This is a genomic window from Endozoicomonas sp. 4G (assembly GCF_023822025.1).
Classification (GTDB): Bacteria; Pseudomonadota; Gammaproteobacteria; order Pseudomonadales; family Endozoicomonadaceae; genus Endozoicomonas_A.
Window position 1 is genome coordinate 1,357,323 of record NZ_CP082909.1, and the last position, 16,805, is coordinate 1,374,127.

The following is a 16,805-nucleotide window of genomic DNA, read 5'->3' on the forward strand; positions in this document are numbered from 1 at the left end:
ACATAAAACAATCAGTCGTGAGAATCTATAAGATATTTGATGCCTTTAATTGTGGGGTTGTTGAAGAATGATGGAAGGTAAAGTCTCTTGCCTGATTTTTTCTCAATTTGCTTGCTCATAAAGACCGCCTGAAGGGAGCTTCCCCCTAGTTCAAAAAAACTGTCATGATCATTAATGGAATCTTTAGATAAAGATAATATGCTTTGCCAGATTTCCTTAATCTCTTTTGTTTGAATGGGAGTGAGCGCAGTACTTGCTTTGGATGTAGAAGGTTCGTAGACGTATAATGATTTTCGATCAGATTCAGATAAAGATGTATGATCGTCAGTTTCAGGACATTGCAGGCTTTTTCTGGCAGACAGCTGAATATCCGATAGTTTACCGTCTGAGTTATTCACCATCCTATTTAAAATATGGATATAGTTTGTCCAGAGATAATTGATGGTTTCTTCTTTGAAACAAGAGGTTGCGTAGTCTAATTGAGCAATCATACAGGATGGTTTGTCATCAATAACCAACTTCAGGTCAAACCAGGTTGTGTCTCTTTGATAGTGGATGTTTTCAGTGCCGTGAATTTCAGTGTAATCAAAATGTTGTACATTAAACATAACCTGAAACAAAGGGTTTTTCTCAGAGCTTCGGGGATTATTGAGAGCTTCTACTATATGTTGAAAAGGCAGTTCTTTAAGCTGATTAACATATGCAACTTTCTTATGGCAGTCAGATATTAGCTGACTTAATCCTTTGTCCGGTGCGATGTTTGTTCTTATGACTGCAGTGTGTACTAAAAATCCAACCAGTGTTTTAAGTTGTGGATGGTTTCTTGTAGCTACCTGAGTACCAATTGCAATATCATCTGTATCACTGTACCGGCATAACAATAGGCTAAAGGCACTAAGCATAATACTGAAGATGGTAACCGCTTCTTGCTTTGCCAGACTCCGCAATTGATCCGACAGCTCTTCTGACAATACAAAAGAGTTAACGTGTCCACGATAATCAAATTGTGGTGGTCGGGGGTAATCGGTTGGCAGATGAAGGGGTTTTAGACCGTCAAGTTCATGCCGCCACCAACGTTGTTGCTCCTTAATTAATGAGAGGGGCAGATTTTCCTGTTCCCAAACCGAAAAATCCAGAGAATCAATATCAGGTTCGGGGAGAGATGCCTCAGTACTATTTTCAGTATGGGGACCGGTGGCTAACAACTGGTTCAGTTCTTTAGAGAGGATCTCGAGGGACCAGGCATCAACTGCAATATGATGAAAGAGTAATAACAAAAAATGGTCTGTCTTGTCAGGTGTCTTACTATCCGCAGACAACCATAGCAGCCGCAGAGGGTATTGGGAGGTCAGATCAAAAGGCGTATTGATTTCCTTGTGAATAATAGAGCTAAGTTCGTTGTTATTGATTTGCCGGTGATCAACGCTCAATGTCTGTTCGTGTACCTGTTGAATCATTTCACCATCCTCAGTGGTCGTGAAGCAGGTACGAAGTGCTTTATGGCGCTGGACAAGTTGTTGCAAGGCCCCGACCAGCGTTTGTGCCTGCTTTGGCTGATGGAGTTTCAGCACCATGGGAATGTGATAGGCGGCAGTCCCCTGCTCATACTGTTCGATAAACCAGAGGCGCTGTTGCGCGAAGGACATGGGCGCCTGGCTCAGGTGGCGGGCCGGTATCGGCTTAATATCCCGGGTCAGTTCCGAAGCCAGCCGGGCAATGGTCGGATGCTGGAACAACAGGGCGACTGGTACGTCCACCGACAGCGCCTGGGCAATACGCTGGCAGAGTCGTATGGCCAGCAGGGAGTCACCGCCGAGCTGGAAGAAGTTGTCGTGTATGCCGATCTGCTCAATGTTCAGCAGTTCCTGCCAGAGGTCACAGAGTCGTGTTTCGTCGGGGGTAGTGGGTGGAGCATACTGCACATGGCTGCTGATCTCTGGTTCAGGCAGAGCCTTGCGATCCAGTTTGCCAGTGCGGGTCATGGGGAATGACTCAACGGCAATAAAAGCCTTTGGGATCATGTATTCTGGCAGTTTCTGACGCAATTGAGCCTGTAGCGAAGCTTCAACCTGTGGCTGTTCGCAGGTATACCAGCAGACGAGGTAGTCATACTGATCCTGAGAATCATTGCTTCGGCTGCGTGGTTGCACAAAGGCCCTGGTGATGCCGGGTATGGTCGTCAGTGTCTGTTCGATTTCAGCCGGCTCTATTCTGTGCCCTCGGATTTTAACCTGCCGATCGATACGGCCTATGTAGAGCAATTCGCCATTGTCGAGCCACTTGACCTTGTCACCTGTTCGATAGACATGGCCATGTATTGGAAGCGAAGGCACATCTACAAAGGCTGCTTTCGTCAACTCAGGTTGATTCAGATAACCACGGGCCAACCCGTGACCACCGATATACAGTTCGCCTGGAATGCCGACGGGGACTGGCAGCAGGTATTGATCCAGCACATAGACCCGTGTATTGGTTAATGGCTTGCCAATGGATAGGGAATCCCTGTTTTGAGCAGGACTCAATCGCACCTGGGCAGTAGTGGCGATAACCGTAGTCTCAGTTGGGCCGTAGGTATTAAATACTAAGGTGTGGTGTGGGCAGGCGGTAATGAACCGGTGAGCAAGGTCGTCATTAAATGTTTCTGCACCGACCAAAACCAGCCTCAGGCACTGAAGGGAATCTGAACTTTTTTGTGAAATGGTTTTGAGAAATCTTTCCAGCTGTGTTGGAACAAACATGATGATGGATACAGAGTGTTGACAGATCATGGTCGCCAATGTGTCTGGATCATAGCGAGCATCAAGCGAAGCAATGACTGTATGCCCTTTTGAAGACATACTAAAAAATATTTCCCATATGGAAACATCAAACCCATGGGATATCTTCTGGATAAGAACATCGCTGTGATCCGTGGGATACCGAACCAGGCAGTCCTGAATAAAGTGGACACTGGCAGCATGTGAAATCATGACACCTTTAGGCTGACCAGTGGTGCCGGAGGTGTAGATTATATAGGCGAGGTGATCTTTGGTAACCAGTGAGTCCGGATTGTGCCGTGTCAGATCAGCCCATAATATTTTATCCAGCATTACTGCAGAAACGTTTTCCTGATGATCAGGACTGTCCCAGAATGATGGTTGGTGAGACGTTGTCAACACCACCCGGGATCCTGTGTCATTGAGGATAAAACGAAGACGTTCAATTGGGTCGGTGTGGTTCACCGGAACATACACGCACCCTGCCTTCAATACCGCCATGGCAGCAATGTTAAATTCAAGACAGGGCTTACAGCAGACCATGACACAGGTTTCCGGTGGGATGACACCGTCGCATTGTGCTTTTATTGATTGTGCTTTTATTGTCTCCTGAATCATCATTGCCAGCTGGTTGGCCCGGTTGTTGACCTCCCGGTTGGTTAACTGCTGCTCTTCAAATACAAGACAGAGGTTATCCGGGTACTGTTTGGCCTGCTGTTCAAACAACTGGTGCAGCAGGAGGCTTTCCTGGCCTTCGGGCAGGGGAGCGTCGGTCTGGTTCCAGTCAACGACGATCTGCTGGTATTCCTCAACACTGAGCAGGGAGATCTCCCGGGTTAAACACTCTGGCCGGGCAACAAACTGCTCAAGTACGCGCTTATAGTGCTGCCACAGGCGTGTTACGGTCTCTTCCCGGAACAGGGCTGTTGCGTATTCGAGATTGGCATGAAGTCTGTCTTCCTGGTCATCCACTATCAGGGTCAGGTCAAACTTTGTAGTCTGTGCCTCCGGTGGCAGGGGCAGCTGTGATATGCCCTGACCTTGAGCCAGGGTAAAGTGCTGCACGGCAAACATCACCTGGAACAGCGGGTGACGGGAAGGGTCCCGTTCTACCTGCAACTGATCAACCAGCTGCTCAAAGGGAATATCCTGATGCTGTTGCACGACGGCGACTGATTGGTGCATCTGGCGAATCAGTTCACAGCAGGTCTGTTCAGGGGCAAGTCGGGTACGGACCACCAGGGTGTTGGCAAAAAAACCGGCAAGGGATTCCAGCTGCGGGTGCTGGCGATTGGCGACCGGGCTACCAACGGCAACATCGTCCTGACTGCAGTAACGGCTGAGCAGTACGGCAAAGGCACTGAGCATGACCGTGTACAGGGTGGTATTTTCACGATTGGCCAGTTGGCGCAACTGCGCAGAGAGTTCCGATGACAGCGAACATTGGCAATGGCCACCGCGGTAGTCGATTTGCCGTGGTCGAGGATAATCCAGTGGCAGGTTCAGGGGTTCCAGGTCTGCCAGTTCCTGCTGCCACCATCGGGTCTGGGTTTCCAGCAGCTGGTCCTGCCAGGTTTCCTGTTGCCAGAGGGTGAAGTCCAGGTAATCGATGGGCAATTCGGGAAGCACGGTTTCCGGCGTATTCTGGTGGGATGGCAGTGCGCCCATCACGCCCATCAATAGTGTCAGCTCTCTGGAAAGCATTTCCAGGGACCAGCCGTCCACGGCAATGTGATGAAAGAGTAACAGGAAAATGTCTTCTTCCTGACGGGTTTCAGACGCAGCGCCCGACGGATTATCACTGACCGTAAACCAGACGACGCGAAGCGGATACTGAGTGCTGAGATTAAACGGTGTGTTAATGGAACGGGACAGAGCCGGGTTTAACTCAGCTTTAGCCAGTGTTTTTTGCTCAACCGGCAATGGGCCTTTCTGAACTTGTTGCAGAGGCTGACCATCATCATCCGTGCTGAAAAAAGTCCTCAGGGTTTTATGGCGTTGAACCAGTAGTTGCAAGGCCCCGACCAGCGTTTGTGCCTGCTTTGGCTGATGGAGTTTCAGCACCATGGGAATGTGATAGGCGGCAGTCCCCTGCTCATACTGTTCGATAAACCAGAGACGCTGTTGCGCGAAGGACATGGGCGCCTGGCTCAGGTGGCGGGCCGGTATCGGCTTAATATCCAGGGTCAGTTCCGGAGCCAGCCGGGCAATGGTCGGATGCTGGAACAACAGGGCGACTGGTACGTCCACCGACAGCGCCTGGGCAATACGCTGGCAGAGTCGTATGGCCAGCAGGGAGTCACCGCCGAGCTGGAAGAAGTTGTCGTGTATGCCGATCTGCTCGATGTTCAGCAGTTCCTGCCAGAGGTCACAGAGTCGTGTTTCGTCGGGGGTAGTGGGTGGGGCATACTGCACATGGCTGCTGATCTCTGGTTCAGGCAGAGCCTTGCGATCCAGTTTGCCAGTGCGGGTCATGGGGAATGACTCAACGGCAATAAAAGCCTTTGGGATCATGTATTCTGGCAGTTTCTGACGCAATTGAGTCTGTAGCGAAGCTTCAACCTGTGGCTGTTCGCAGGTATACCAGCAGACGAGGTAGTCATACTGATCCTGCGAATCATTGCTTCGGCTGCGTGGTTGCACAAAGGCCCTGGTGATGCCGGGTATGGTCGTCAGTGTCTGTTCGATTTCAGCCGGCTCTATTCTGTGCCCCCGGATTTTAACCTGCTGATCGATACGGCCTATGTAGAGCAATTCGCCATTGTCGAGCCACTTGACCTCGTCACCTGTTCGATAGACATGGCCATGTATTCCTGACGGAAGCGAAGGCACATCTATAAAGGCTGCTTTCGTCAACTCAGGTTGATTCAGATAACCACGGGCCAACCCGTGACCACCGATATACAGTTCGCCTGGAATGCCGACGGGGACTGGCTGCATATATTGATCCAGCACATAGACCCGTGTATTGGTTAATGGCTTGCCAATGGATAGGGAATCCCTGTTTTGATCGGGACTCAATCGCACCTGGGCAGTAGTGGCGACAACCGCAGTCTCAGCTGGGCCGTAGGCATTAAATACCAGAGTGTGGTGTGGGCAGGTGGTAATGAACCGGTGAGCAAGGTCGTCATTAAATGTTTCTCCAATGACAAAAGCCAGCCTCAGACACTGAAGAGAATCTGAACTTTTTTGTGAAATGGTTTTGAGAAATCTTTCCAGCTGTGTTGGAACAAATATGATGATGGATACAGAGTGTTGACAGATCATGGTCGCCAATGTGTCCGGGTCATAGCGAGCATCAAGCGAAGCAATGACTGTATGCCCTTTTGAAGACATACTAAATAATATTTCCCATATGGAAACATCAAACCCATGGGATATCTTCTGGATAAGAACATCGCTGTGATCCGTGGGATACCGAACCAGGCAGTCCTGAATAAAGTTGACACTGGCCCCGTGTGAAATCATCACCCCTTTTGGCTGTCCGGTGGTGCCGGAGGTGAAGATAATATAAGCGAGTTGATCATGGCTGATCAGTGCGGGCGGGTTGTACAGTGTTTGCTCTGTCCATGATATGTCGTCCAGCATCACGACAGAAACGCTATCCGGTTCATCGTGCTTGTCCCAGAAGCAGTTGTCCCAGAAGCAGGGTTGGTGAGACGTCGTCAATACCATCCGGGATTGTGTGTCATTAAAGATAAAACGAAGACGTTCCACCGGATCGGTATGGTTCACCGGGACATACACGCACCCTGCCTTCAATACCGCCATGGCAGCAATGTTAAATTCAAGACAGGGCTTACAGCAGACCATGACACAGGTTTCCGGTGGGATGACACCGTCGCATTGTGCTTTTATTGTCTCCTGAATCATCATTGCCAGCTGGTTGGCCCGGTTGTTGACCTCCCGGTTGGTTAACTGCTGCTCTTCAAATACAAGACAGAGGTTATCCGGGTACTGTTTGGCCTGCTGTTCAAACAACTGGTGCAGCAGGAGGCTTTCCTGGCCTTCGGGCAGGGGAGCGTCGGTCTGGTTCCAGTCAACGACGATCTGCTGGTATTCCTCAACACTGAGCAGGGAGACCTCCCGGGTTAAACACTCCGGCCGGGCAACAAACTGCTCAAGTACCCGCTTATAGTGCTGCCACAGGCGTGTTACGGTCTCTTCCCGGAACAGGGCTGTGGCGTATTCGAGATTGGCATGAAGTCTGTCTTCCTGGTCATCCACTATCAGGGTCAGGTCAAACTTTGTAGTCTGTGCCTCCGGTGGCAGGGGAAGCTGTGATATGCCCTGACCTTGAGCCAGGGTAAAGTGCTGCACGGCAAACATCACCTGGAACAGCGGGTGACGGGAAGGGTCCCGTTCTACCTGCAACTGATCAACCAGCTGCTCAAAGGGAATATCCTGATGCTGTTGCACGACGGCGACTGATTGGTGCACCTGGCGAATCAGTTCACGACAGGTCTGTTCAGGGGCAAGCCGGGTACGGACCACCAGGGTGTTGGCAAAAAAACCGGCAAGGGATTCCAGCTGCGGGTGCTGGCGATTGGCGACCGGGCTACCAACGGCAACATCGTCCTGACTGCAGTAACGGCTGAGCAGTACGGCAAAGGCACTGAGCATGACCGTGTACAGGGTGGTATTTTCACGATTGGCCAGTTGGCGCAACTGCGCAGAGAGTTCCGGTGACAGCGAACATTGGCAATGGCCACCGCGGTAGTCGATTTGCCGTGGTCGAGGATAATCCAGTGGCAGGTTCAGGGGTTCCAGGTCTGCCAGTTCCTGCTGCCACCATCGGGTCTGGGTTTCCAGCAGCTGGTCCTGCCAGGTTTCCTGCTGCCAGAGGGTGAAGTCCAGGTAGTCGATGGGCAATTCGGGAAGCACGGTTTCCGGCGTATTCTGGTGGGATGGCAGTGCGCTCATCAATAGTGTCAGCTCTCTGGAAAGCATTTCCAGGGACCAGCCGTCCACGGCAATGTGATGAAAGAGTAACAGGAAAATGTCTTCTTCCTGACGGGGTTCAGACGCAGCGCCTGACGGATTATCACTGACCGTAAACCAGACGACGCGAAGCGGATACTGAGTGCTGAGATTAAACGGTGTGTTAATGGAACGGGACAGAGCCGGGCTTAACTCCGCTTTAGCCAGTGTTTTTTGCTCAACCGGTAACGGGCCTTTCTGAACTTGTTGCAGAGGCTGACCATCATCATCCGTGCTGAAAAAAGTCCTCAGGGTTTTATGGCGTTGAACCAGTAGTTGCAAGGCCCCGACCAGCGTTTGTGCCTGCTTTGGCTGATGGAGTTTTAGCACCATGGGAATGTGATAGGCGGCAGTCCCCTGCTCATACTGTTCGATAAACCAGAGACGCTGTTGCGCGAAGGACATGGGCGCCTGGCTCAGGTGGCGGGCCGGTATCGGCTCAATATCCCGGGTCAGTTCCGGAGCCAGCCGGGCAATGGTCGGATGCTGGAACAACAGGGCGACGGGCACATCTATCGAAAACACCTGACCAATACGCTGGCAAAGTCGTATGGCCAGCAGGGAGTCACCGCCGAGCTGGAAGAAGTTGTCGTGTATGCCGATCTGCTCGATGTTAAGCAGTTCCTGCCAGAGGTCACAGAGTCGTGTTTCGTTAGGTGTGCCGGGCGCCGTGTACTGTTTTCTCTCTGGTAAGGATTCGACGCTGGAAAACTGTTTTCGATCTATTTTTCCACTGGCTAACCTGGGGAGTGTCTGTAACATATGCACGTGCTGTGGCAGCATCCACTCAGGGAGTTGTTGAGACAGTAATCCCCGAACTTTCTCTGCGTCAAGCCCCAGAACCTGGTTCGATTGCCTGGCCACAAAAAGCCGTAAATCCAAAGCGGCTGCCAGACCGCCTGTGGGGGTTGCACCGCTCTGGGCAACAGAGAACAGACGGTTGAGTCGATCAAGCCACTGATTTTCACTTAATAAGTCATGTTCACGATCGTCCTGATATTCATCACTGCCTACCTGAAGGCCTTTAAATAGATCCATTTGCGGCCAATATGTACACCCTTCAATGAAGAACAAGACTCCCCCGGGGCTCAGCAGGCTGCGAATATCTTCAAGGGCATGATCGATAACGTGAGCAACGTGCAAACTGTTTGAGGCGAATATGAAATCGAAGCTTGCCGGGTTTATTCCTTGGAGTGATGGTGCTTTATTAAGATCAAAAAAACGATATTCCATGCATGTATCACCGTACTCTGCTCGTGCTTCCTTGAGAAAGAGGCTGGATACATCCGTAAAGACATAGTTAAATTCATGATTGGATTCACGCAGGAGAGGTATAATATGCCGTGTCAATGACCCCATGCCTGCCCCAATTTCCAGGCATCGGACCGGGCTATCCTGCTGGCTGCCTGAGGTGGTTAACAAGGCTGTGATCAGTTTTTCGATTTGTTGAAAGCAATAAAGGTGAGAATGCTGGTACATAATGTCAGTATTCTCTGTAAGGTAGATTTCTGCTGCATGCCTTCGACCCGTAATAATAGAAATCAGATCAAGGCTATTAACATTCCCAGTCGGTTGGTTGTTTTGTTTGTTATGAGTAGCCAGATATGTTTTTACCGGTATCAGGCACCGATAGGACACGGCATCATTTTCCGGATGCGGCTTTTGGCCGGTCAGGATGTTCTCACTGACAAGATGGTTCAGGCAACGTGTTAACCAACGTGTAAAGCGGGGCAGAATAGAACCATGGGCCATGACCTGTTGTACGGTCAGTGCTTCACCGGGCTTGCTAAAAAGCCCCAGGTTATCGAACATCTCACAGAGCGTCAGGGTGAAAATACGGCATTGAATTTTTATGTGCTGGTGAAAATAATGGTTGGCATCAGTGGATGAAAGCTCACGGCCACAGATTGCGCGTTGAAGCGATTTCTCCGCTTCATTATCCGGCTTGCCCAGATGGTGTTGAATGATTGAATTATCAAACTGCAATCCCGGTGGTGGTACAGGGCTGAATAGAACAGCATTGGGACTATCTGGAGTTACCCAGGCAACCAGCTGATTATCCCTGGCAATAACAACAGCATCCTTGAGTCCGGGAAGTTGTTTCAGCGACGTTTCTAACTCACCCAGCTCCACCCGGTGTCCATGGATTTTCACCTGGGTATCTTCCCGCCCTTCAAAGACCAGGAAGCCTTCCCCATCAAGATGCCCCAGGTCACCAGTCCGGTATAAATGACCATAGTCTGGATGCTCAATAAAGGCGGACGCTGTCTTTTGCGGGTCACCCAGGTAGCCCTGTGCCAGCCCGGCACCACCGATGCACAGCTCACCGGTCACCCCCGGTGGGCACAGTAGCCGACTGTCCGGCTGCAGAATGTAGAACTGCTGGTTAGCCAGCGGCGTGCCGTAGGGAATGGATGACCAGTGTTGCTTATTCTCCGTTACGGTATCCGTCACGGTAAAGCAGTTGGACCAGATGGCCGCTTCCGTTGCGCCACCCAGGGCGAGCACCTGAATGCCCGGTGCCGCCTCACGCAGCCTGTCCGGCAGGGTCAGGGGAATCCAGTCACCACTGAGCAGGGCCAGGCGCAGGCTGCCCAGGGCACCCGCCGGTGCCGCTTCAATCAGCAGTTCCGCCAGCGCAGGGACGGTATTCCAGACCGTGACCCGGTGCTGTTTCACCTGGTGACGCCAGTGTTGAGGCGATTTCACCAGGCAGCTGTCCGGTAATACCAGGGTGGCCCCGGCACAGAGCGTACCAAAGATATCCCACACCGACAGGTCAAAAGAGAGGGCGGACAAGCCGTATACCCGGTCTTCAGCGTTCAGTGACACACGACGGTTCACATCCCGGAGCGTATTCAGCACCGCCCGGTGGGTCATCATGACGCCTTTGGGGGTGCCGGTGGAACCGGAAGTGAAGATGATGTAGGCCAGGTCGTCCGGTTGGGTATGGGGTAATTCGACCTGATGATTTGCCGGTTCACCGTCGTCAATCAGCAGCGTGGCCACGGCATCCGATGCCAGCGAATGCAGATTACCAGCCCATTCAGCATCGGTCACCACCACCGGCTGATCCAGTTGCGCCAACACCTGCCGGATACGGGCGATGGGCCATTCCAGGTTCAGGGGCACGTAGAAGGCACCGGTCAACAGGGTCGCCAGCACCGCTGTCACCTGCCCGATACTTTTCTCTATATAAATGGCCACCGGGCTACAGGGCTGAACACCCTGATCCATCATGACGCCAGCCAGTGAACGGGCCCTGGCCAGTAATGTCTGGTAATCCAGCGTTTCATCACTGCTGACCAGGGCGGGTTGCCTGCCCCGTTGTTCAGCCTGTTGCAGAATGTCCGTCAGCAGGGTGGCCCGGTCATCATCCGCCCATGCATAATCCGTGTCGTTTAATGCCTGCCACAGGACAAGATCCGGTTGTGGGAGGGAAGGGGATACTGGTGCTTTCCAGCACTGTGGCCCGGTCGCCAGGGTCTGCAGTAGGGAGTTCCAGCTGGCAAACAGGCTGTTCAGCACGGCCGGGTCAAACAACTGCTCGACAGCATCCCAGTGGTAGACCAACGCACCATTGTGCTCCATCACCTGGTGATCCAGCCAGACCTGCGGGGTCTGGGAGATGGCATAACCGGGCGTGCCGAACAGCGGGTTGTCCATCAATGTGTCCAGTGCCTGGTGGTCCAGCCCCAGGGTGGAGGTAAAGACCACGGGCATCAGGACATCGGGACTGGTTTGCTGGCGCAGGGCACGGAGCACCTCCACGCCACTGAACAACCGGTGTGATAAGTCAGACGACAACTGTTGTTGCACACGCTGGGCCTGCGACAGGAAATCCACAGTGGGGTCAGGGTGAATTTCCAGCAGGCTCAGGGCGGTGAAGTCGCCAATGACCCGGTCGACCTCCTCATGCACCGGCAGTCGCTGGAAGGTGGTCAGGTTCAGGGTCATGGCCGGTTCCCGGCACCAGCGGGCCAGCACCAGGGACCAGGCGGTTAACAGGACGGCATTGGCCGTCAGTCCCTGCTGACGGGCCTGGTTCTGCAGTGCCTGCCAGTGTTCAGGCGACAGTGTGCCGGAGCGCCGGACAAAGCGCGGTTGTTCTTCAGCCGCCAGGGCTGTCACCGGTAACTGGGGTGCCGGTGGCAGGGTATCAAGCCGTTCCAGCCAGTAGTCCCGGTCCCGGAGACGGGCCGGGTGATCCTCCGGCACTGCCAGCAAATAGTCCCGGAAGGTCAGCTGCAGTGGCGGGTAGACAACCTCCGGATGTTGGTAGCGATCGGCCAGTTCGGCAAAGATCAGCAAGAAACTGCTGGCGTCAGCGACCAGGGCATCCATACGGAACAGCAAGCGGCCACGCTGGCTGGGTAACCGAATCAACTGACAGTCGAACAGGGGCCATTGTTCAGGATCGCTGACCCGGTGAGACTCGTTCTGTCGTATAGCCAGCAGATGCTGTGCCAGTGCCGCCGGGTCATTCAGGGCGGTCAGGTCGGTGATGGCAAGGGCAAAGTCAGGCACTTCTGCCAGTACCTGTTGCTCACCGGAGGGCAGGATAACGGTACGCAGCATATCGTGGCGATCCACCAGGGTCTGCCATGCCTGCTCTAGGCGGTGAACATCCAGCTGTCCAATGTCGTCCAGATCCCACTCCATGTAACCTTGCGTAGCCACCTGTCCCAGCTCAAAACCGGACTGCCGTCCGAGCCAGTAGGCCTGTTGAATGGCGTTGAGGGGAAAGGGCTCAAAGCGGTGATCAGGTTCAGGCACCAGGGCGGGCAGCTGCATCTGCGGCAGGGCATCCAGCGATTGAATGTGTTGAGCCAGAGCCGTGACCGTGGGGTGCTGGAACAGCAAGGCGACGGGCACCTCTATCGAAAACACCTGACCAATACGCTGGCAGAGTCGTATGGCCAGCAGGGAGTCACCGCCGAGCTGGAAGAAGTTGTCGTGTATGCCGACCTGCTCGATGTTCAGCAGTTCCTGCCAGAGGTCACAGAGTTTAGATTCAACAGGGGAGGCTGGAAGTTCCTTTTCTTCGATTTGGTTCTGCAAGCCTTTTGAGCTGGCAATGATATCAAGGCTTTTATCAAGGTAGGCTGCTTTAATGCTGGAACGTTGAATTTTGCCGCTGGAAGTTTTATGAATTGATCGTTTTCGGACAAAGACAAGGTCATAAATGGGAACCTGATGAGCATCAGTTATTCGATTCAGTAAGTTTGTAATATACAGTTCAGAGCATTCTATTTTTTTTGGAAGTTGCTGAACAACAATAATGCACTCGATTCCATTATGAAGGATGCTGAAGGCCGCTGAATCATTTTTATTCCTGCCGTTGTGACAGGCTTTGGAAACGGTTTCTTCTATATCCTGGGGATAGATGTTTTGCCCATTGATAACGATCAGATCTTTTAATCGCCCGGTGACGAACAGCTCACCCTTATGGATAAAACCTAAATCTCCAGTTCTGAGCCATGACTCACTGTTACCTTCAATTTTTTTATTGAAGGTGGTTTGGGTTGCCTTTTTATTGTGCCAGTAGCCTGAGGCGACTGTTGGCCCATTGACCCAGATTTCGCCGGTATTCTGGTCTGACAGTGGTTTGCCAGTGGTTGGGTCAACGATGCACACCTGGGTATCGGAAAAAGGTGGCCCACAGGACACGAAATGATGTTGATCCCTGCTGTTTTCTTCAATAGAAGAGGATAAAGAATCCGTAGTATATGTTATATTCCTCGTCCGTTTCGAATGCCAGACTATTGTTTTTTCAACACTGGTGACGCCAACAGTTGCTTCAGCCAGCCCATAGGCGGGGCAAAGTGCCTCTGGTGGAACCCCAAACCGTGAAAGGAATGTCGAGAATCTTGTAAGACAATCTATGGTGATAGGCTCTGCTGCTATTAATAGCTGGCCAAGACAGGATAAATCCCGTTTTTGTTCTCTATTTTCCAGCAAATTGACTAGCAAGTTGGCAGCTGACTGCGTCACCCCTGCGAAAGTCACCCTGTATTTTTCGATGATTTGCAGCCAGATCTCAGGTTTCTTCAGGAAGAGATCGATGGGTATATGCGTGGTGGTATCGCCATTGCAAAGTGGGCCAATTCCATAACAGAGTAAGCCAAAATCATGAAAATGGGGTAACCAGTTGAAGCCATTGTGTTCAGGGTTTTCAGGATCTGCGACATAACGGCAATTGGTGATAATATTGTCATGGGTTATAGGGATTCCTTTCGGTGATCCGGTAGAGCCTGAAGTGTATTGAAGAATAGCAATGGTTTTTTTTGTGGCGGATGATGGGGTAATCGGTGACCGGGCATGGGATTTGGTGATGTCGTAGACTGGCAGGTTACAGGATGTTTCTTCAGGGCATATGTCTTTTAATATTTCCGGTTGGTTCTTTTCAAGGCAAAAAATAACCATAGCACGGCTATCTTGAACAATTTTTTGCAACCGTTGCCTTTGTGCCTTTGTCTTTCCTATAGGAATGGGGGCAGGGATCACTTTTGCGTGTATGCAGCCCAGCAATGTAAACCAGAATTCCAGCTGGTCGGGCATGGCCAGTAACGCAACCTCTTTCGGTTGACAAAGCTGGCGTATTGACCAGGAGTAGTCGCAGATCGTTTGCCGTAGCTGTTGGTATGTTATTTCTTTAGCAGGGCCGTTGTTTTGGTATATATATCTGAGAGCGATTTTGTTCGGGGTTGACTCTGCCGCAGACCAGATACGTTCAATGATGGTATTGCCAGCAGGCCCCGAATTTGCTTTTGATGTTCTTGAGGCAGAAGCGCGTAGCGTTGTTCCGGTGGACATTGCTTTTGAACCAAACTACCTAACCTACATGAAAATAGACCACGAATACGGTGTTTTCCAAGAGGAAATCAGCAAAAGCAGGGCAGCGCTTTGACTGACTGCCCTGTTTTTTTAACGACTAATCAGCGTCCCTGCTCCATAAGAAACTGAACACTGTCGTTTTCAGAGTAAGTGACGGCTTCTTCACCGTGACGGAACAGCTTCATGGGCTTGCCGTTGGCCGTGATGAAAGTTAGCTCATGACCATCTACATGCATCAGCGTGCCTTCTGGCAGACCAGCGACGACTTCGTGATGATTCACCGCTAGAAACTCTTCGATACGCTGATCGCGTGTCTCACCATTATGACCTTCCAGAGTGGCATCAATGTAGTGCGGGTTAATCTGGAAGGGCACTAGATTCAGTGAGCTCATCACAACGCTGGTGATAATCGGCATGTCATTGGTGGTACGAATGGTCGGACAGGCAATATTGCAACCGGCACTCCAGCCAATGTACGGTTTCTGGTGAGCGATCACCGCCTTGCGAATCACACCGATTAAACCCAGGTCATGCAGGGTTTTATTCAGTACCCAGGTATTACCACCAGAGACAATAATGCCGTCGGCCTGCTCAATGGCAGTGACCGGATTCTCGCAGCGATGCAGGCCAATCACTTCACAGTCCAGATCAGCCATAGTTTCCTGCACCATAGCTACCCGGTCATCATGACTGGAGCGAATCACTGCATAAGGAATCAGCACAAACCTGCGGGCACCGGTCTTTGTCACCACCTTGCGGATGGTTTCCAAGCCATACTCCATCACCTTATCTTTACCGGCAATCTTGCCGTTACTCATTAAAACCAGATTCATTACCGTTTCCTCAGGCGTACATAGTAATGGCTGTTATCAGCACAATGACCATGGATGAAATCATAGGAATAGAAGTTCTTTTCACAACTTCCAGTGGGGTAATCTGACCCATGCCTGCCACCGTGATCACGACACCAGCAACCGGAGAAATCGTACGGCCAATACCGGCTGCAAACAAGATTGGTATCAAGGCTAACAGTGGATTGACATTAAAGCTCTCAGCAATCATTGGAACGATGGGAATAAAGGCCATAACCGGTGCGTTACCCGAACCGGTAATAAAAGCTGTCAACAGAATAAACAAGGAAAAGACCATAGCAACACCTGCTGGTCCCAGTGACATAGACTGAGCGGTTTCAATAAGGCCGGTAATGGCACCGGCATTAGACAGACCGCTGGAGAAGAACTCTGCTGCCAGCATCAGGGTAATGACGCTGCCAAAGATCATTCCGGTTCCTTTCAGCCAGGCGTTGAAATTATCAAAGGCTTTGTTCAAAGAGCGATGATGAATCGCATCAATCACGATACAAATACTCATGGTAGTCATCATCGCGATAGGAATATTCATTTTGATGGAGGAGACAAACAGGCTGGAGAAACCAAACAGTAGAGCAAAAGGCAGTATGGGCATCAAAGCATAATAGCCCGGAGCCTGTACGTCAGAATCTTTGTCGAGGTTTTCCAAATATTTGCCGCGATCATCGGCAGGGTTGTAACCCGCTTTTTTGTCACAGTAACGCTGCCATAAAATATTGATCACTGGAATAGCTACCAGCAGCAGTCCCTGGAAAATAGCCTGATGTTGGACCACAAACTCCATAACATCGACATTTATGGCATCGGCACCAATCACTGCGTTGATTTGCCCCGGACCAAACTCCCAGGCTGTGGGAATAACAATGGTGGCGATGGCTGTGGGTGCACTGATCCCGGCGTTTCTCATCACTGGATAGAGGGTACCCATCAACAGCAGTGCGAGTGAAGTTGCTCCGGTAATGAACACGTACAGGAAGGAGACAAACACCAGCATGATGGCCAGCAAGGTATAGGGGTTGCCAATTGCCATGATGGGGCGGGATGTCAGCCTGACCATGGCCTGGGAAGCACCAATATGCGTCAGATAGGTAGAAACGCCGCAAATAGATACCAGAGTCAGGCCGACACTGGACAGGCGCAGGTTGGTGATCTCGGCAAATTTCTGCCAAAGGTCAAAAAAGAGCAGGCCCTGGCTTTCCCCTTCAGGCATCACAGGCGCTAAACCGCGAAGTTGAGAGTAAGCAAGTAAAGCAAGACCGGCAGTGATCAATGTAGCCTGAGGGTTGAGCTTTTTCAGCATGGCGTAGGCCACAAGCCCGACGACCAACAAAATAAAGGCGATGTCCATAAAGGTTCCAGGTCA

4 protein-coding genes are annotated in these 16,805 nt (G+C 51.5%); 1 reads left to right on the forward strand and 3 read right to left on the reverse strand.

The genetic code is table 11. The features are described from left to right. Positions 1-11 precede the first annotated feature (11 nt). On the reverse strand, positions 12-14,552 hold the full coding sequence (locus K7B67_RS05025) for a non-ribosomal peptide synthetase (protein WP_252179274.1): 14,541 nt from the start codon (positions 14,550-14,552) through the stop codon (positions 12-14). Between K7B67_RS05025 and K7B67_RS05030 the strand changes: the two genes are divergently transcribed. Further along, positions 14,473-14,646, forward strand: coding sequence for a hypothetical protein (locus K7B67_RS05030; protein ID WP_252180648.1), 174 nt, complete (start codon positions 14,473-14,475; stop codon positions 14,644-14,646). The genes K7B67_RS05025 and K7B67_RS05030 overlap by 80 nt on opposite strands. Positions 14,647-14,674: 28 nt before the next feature. On the opposite strand, the gene pepE is transcribed toward K7B67_RS05030, so the two are convergent. Together pepE and dcuC are read right to left on the reverse strand one after the other, a co-directional pair. After that, the gene (pepE, locus tag K7B67_RS05035) at positions 14,675-15,406 is read right to left on the reverse strand and encodes a dipeptidase PepE (RefSeq protein WP_252179275.1); all 732 of its coding nucleotides are present in this window, start codon (positions 15,404-15,406) and stop codon (positions 14,675-14,677) included. A 10-nt stretch (positions 15,407-15,416) separates the two neighbouring features. After that, positions 15,417-16,790: a C4-dicarboxylate transporter DcuC gene (dcuC, locus tag K7B67_RS05040; protein ID WP_252179276.1), complete on the reverse strand. Its 1,374-nt coding sequence runs from the start codon at positions 16,788-16,790 to the stop codon at positions 15,417-15,419. Between the last annotated feature and the right edge of the window lie 15 nt (positions 16,791-16,805).

Bases quoted from the DNA above. Each gene is read 5' to 3' on its own strand.
- K7B67_RS05030 (WP_252180648.1), top strand. From the start codon at position 14,473: ATGATGGTATTGCCAGCAGGCCCCGAATTTGCTTTTGATGTTCTTGAG.
- K7B67_RS05025 (WP_252179274.1), bottom strand. From the start codon at position 14,552: ATGTCCACCGGAACAACGCTACGCGCTTCTGCCTCAAGAACATCAAAA.
- pepE (WP_252179275.1), bottom strand. From the start codon at position 15,406: ATGAATCTGGTTTTAATGAGTAACGGCAAGATTGCCGGTAAAGATAAG.
- dcuC (WP_252179276.1), bottom strand. From the start codon at position 16,790: ATGGACATCGCCTTTATTTTGTTGGTCGTCGGGCTTGTGGCCTACGCC.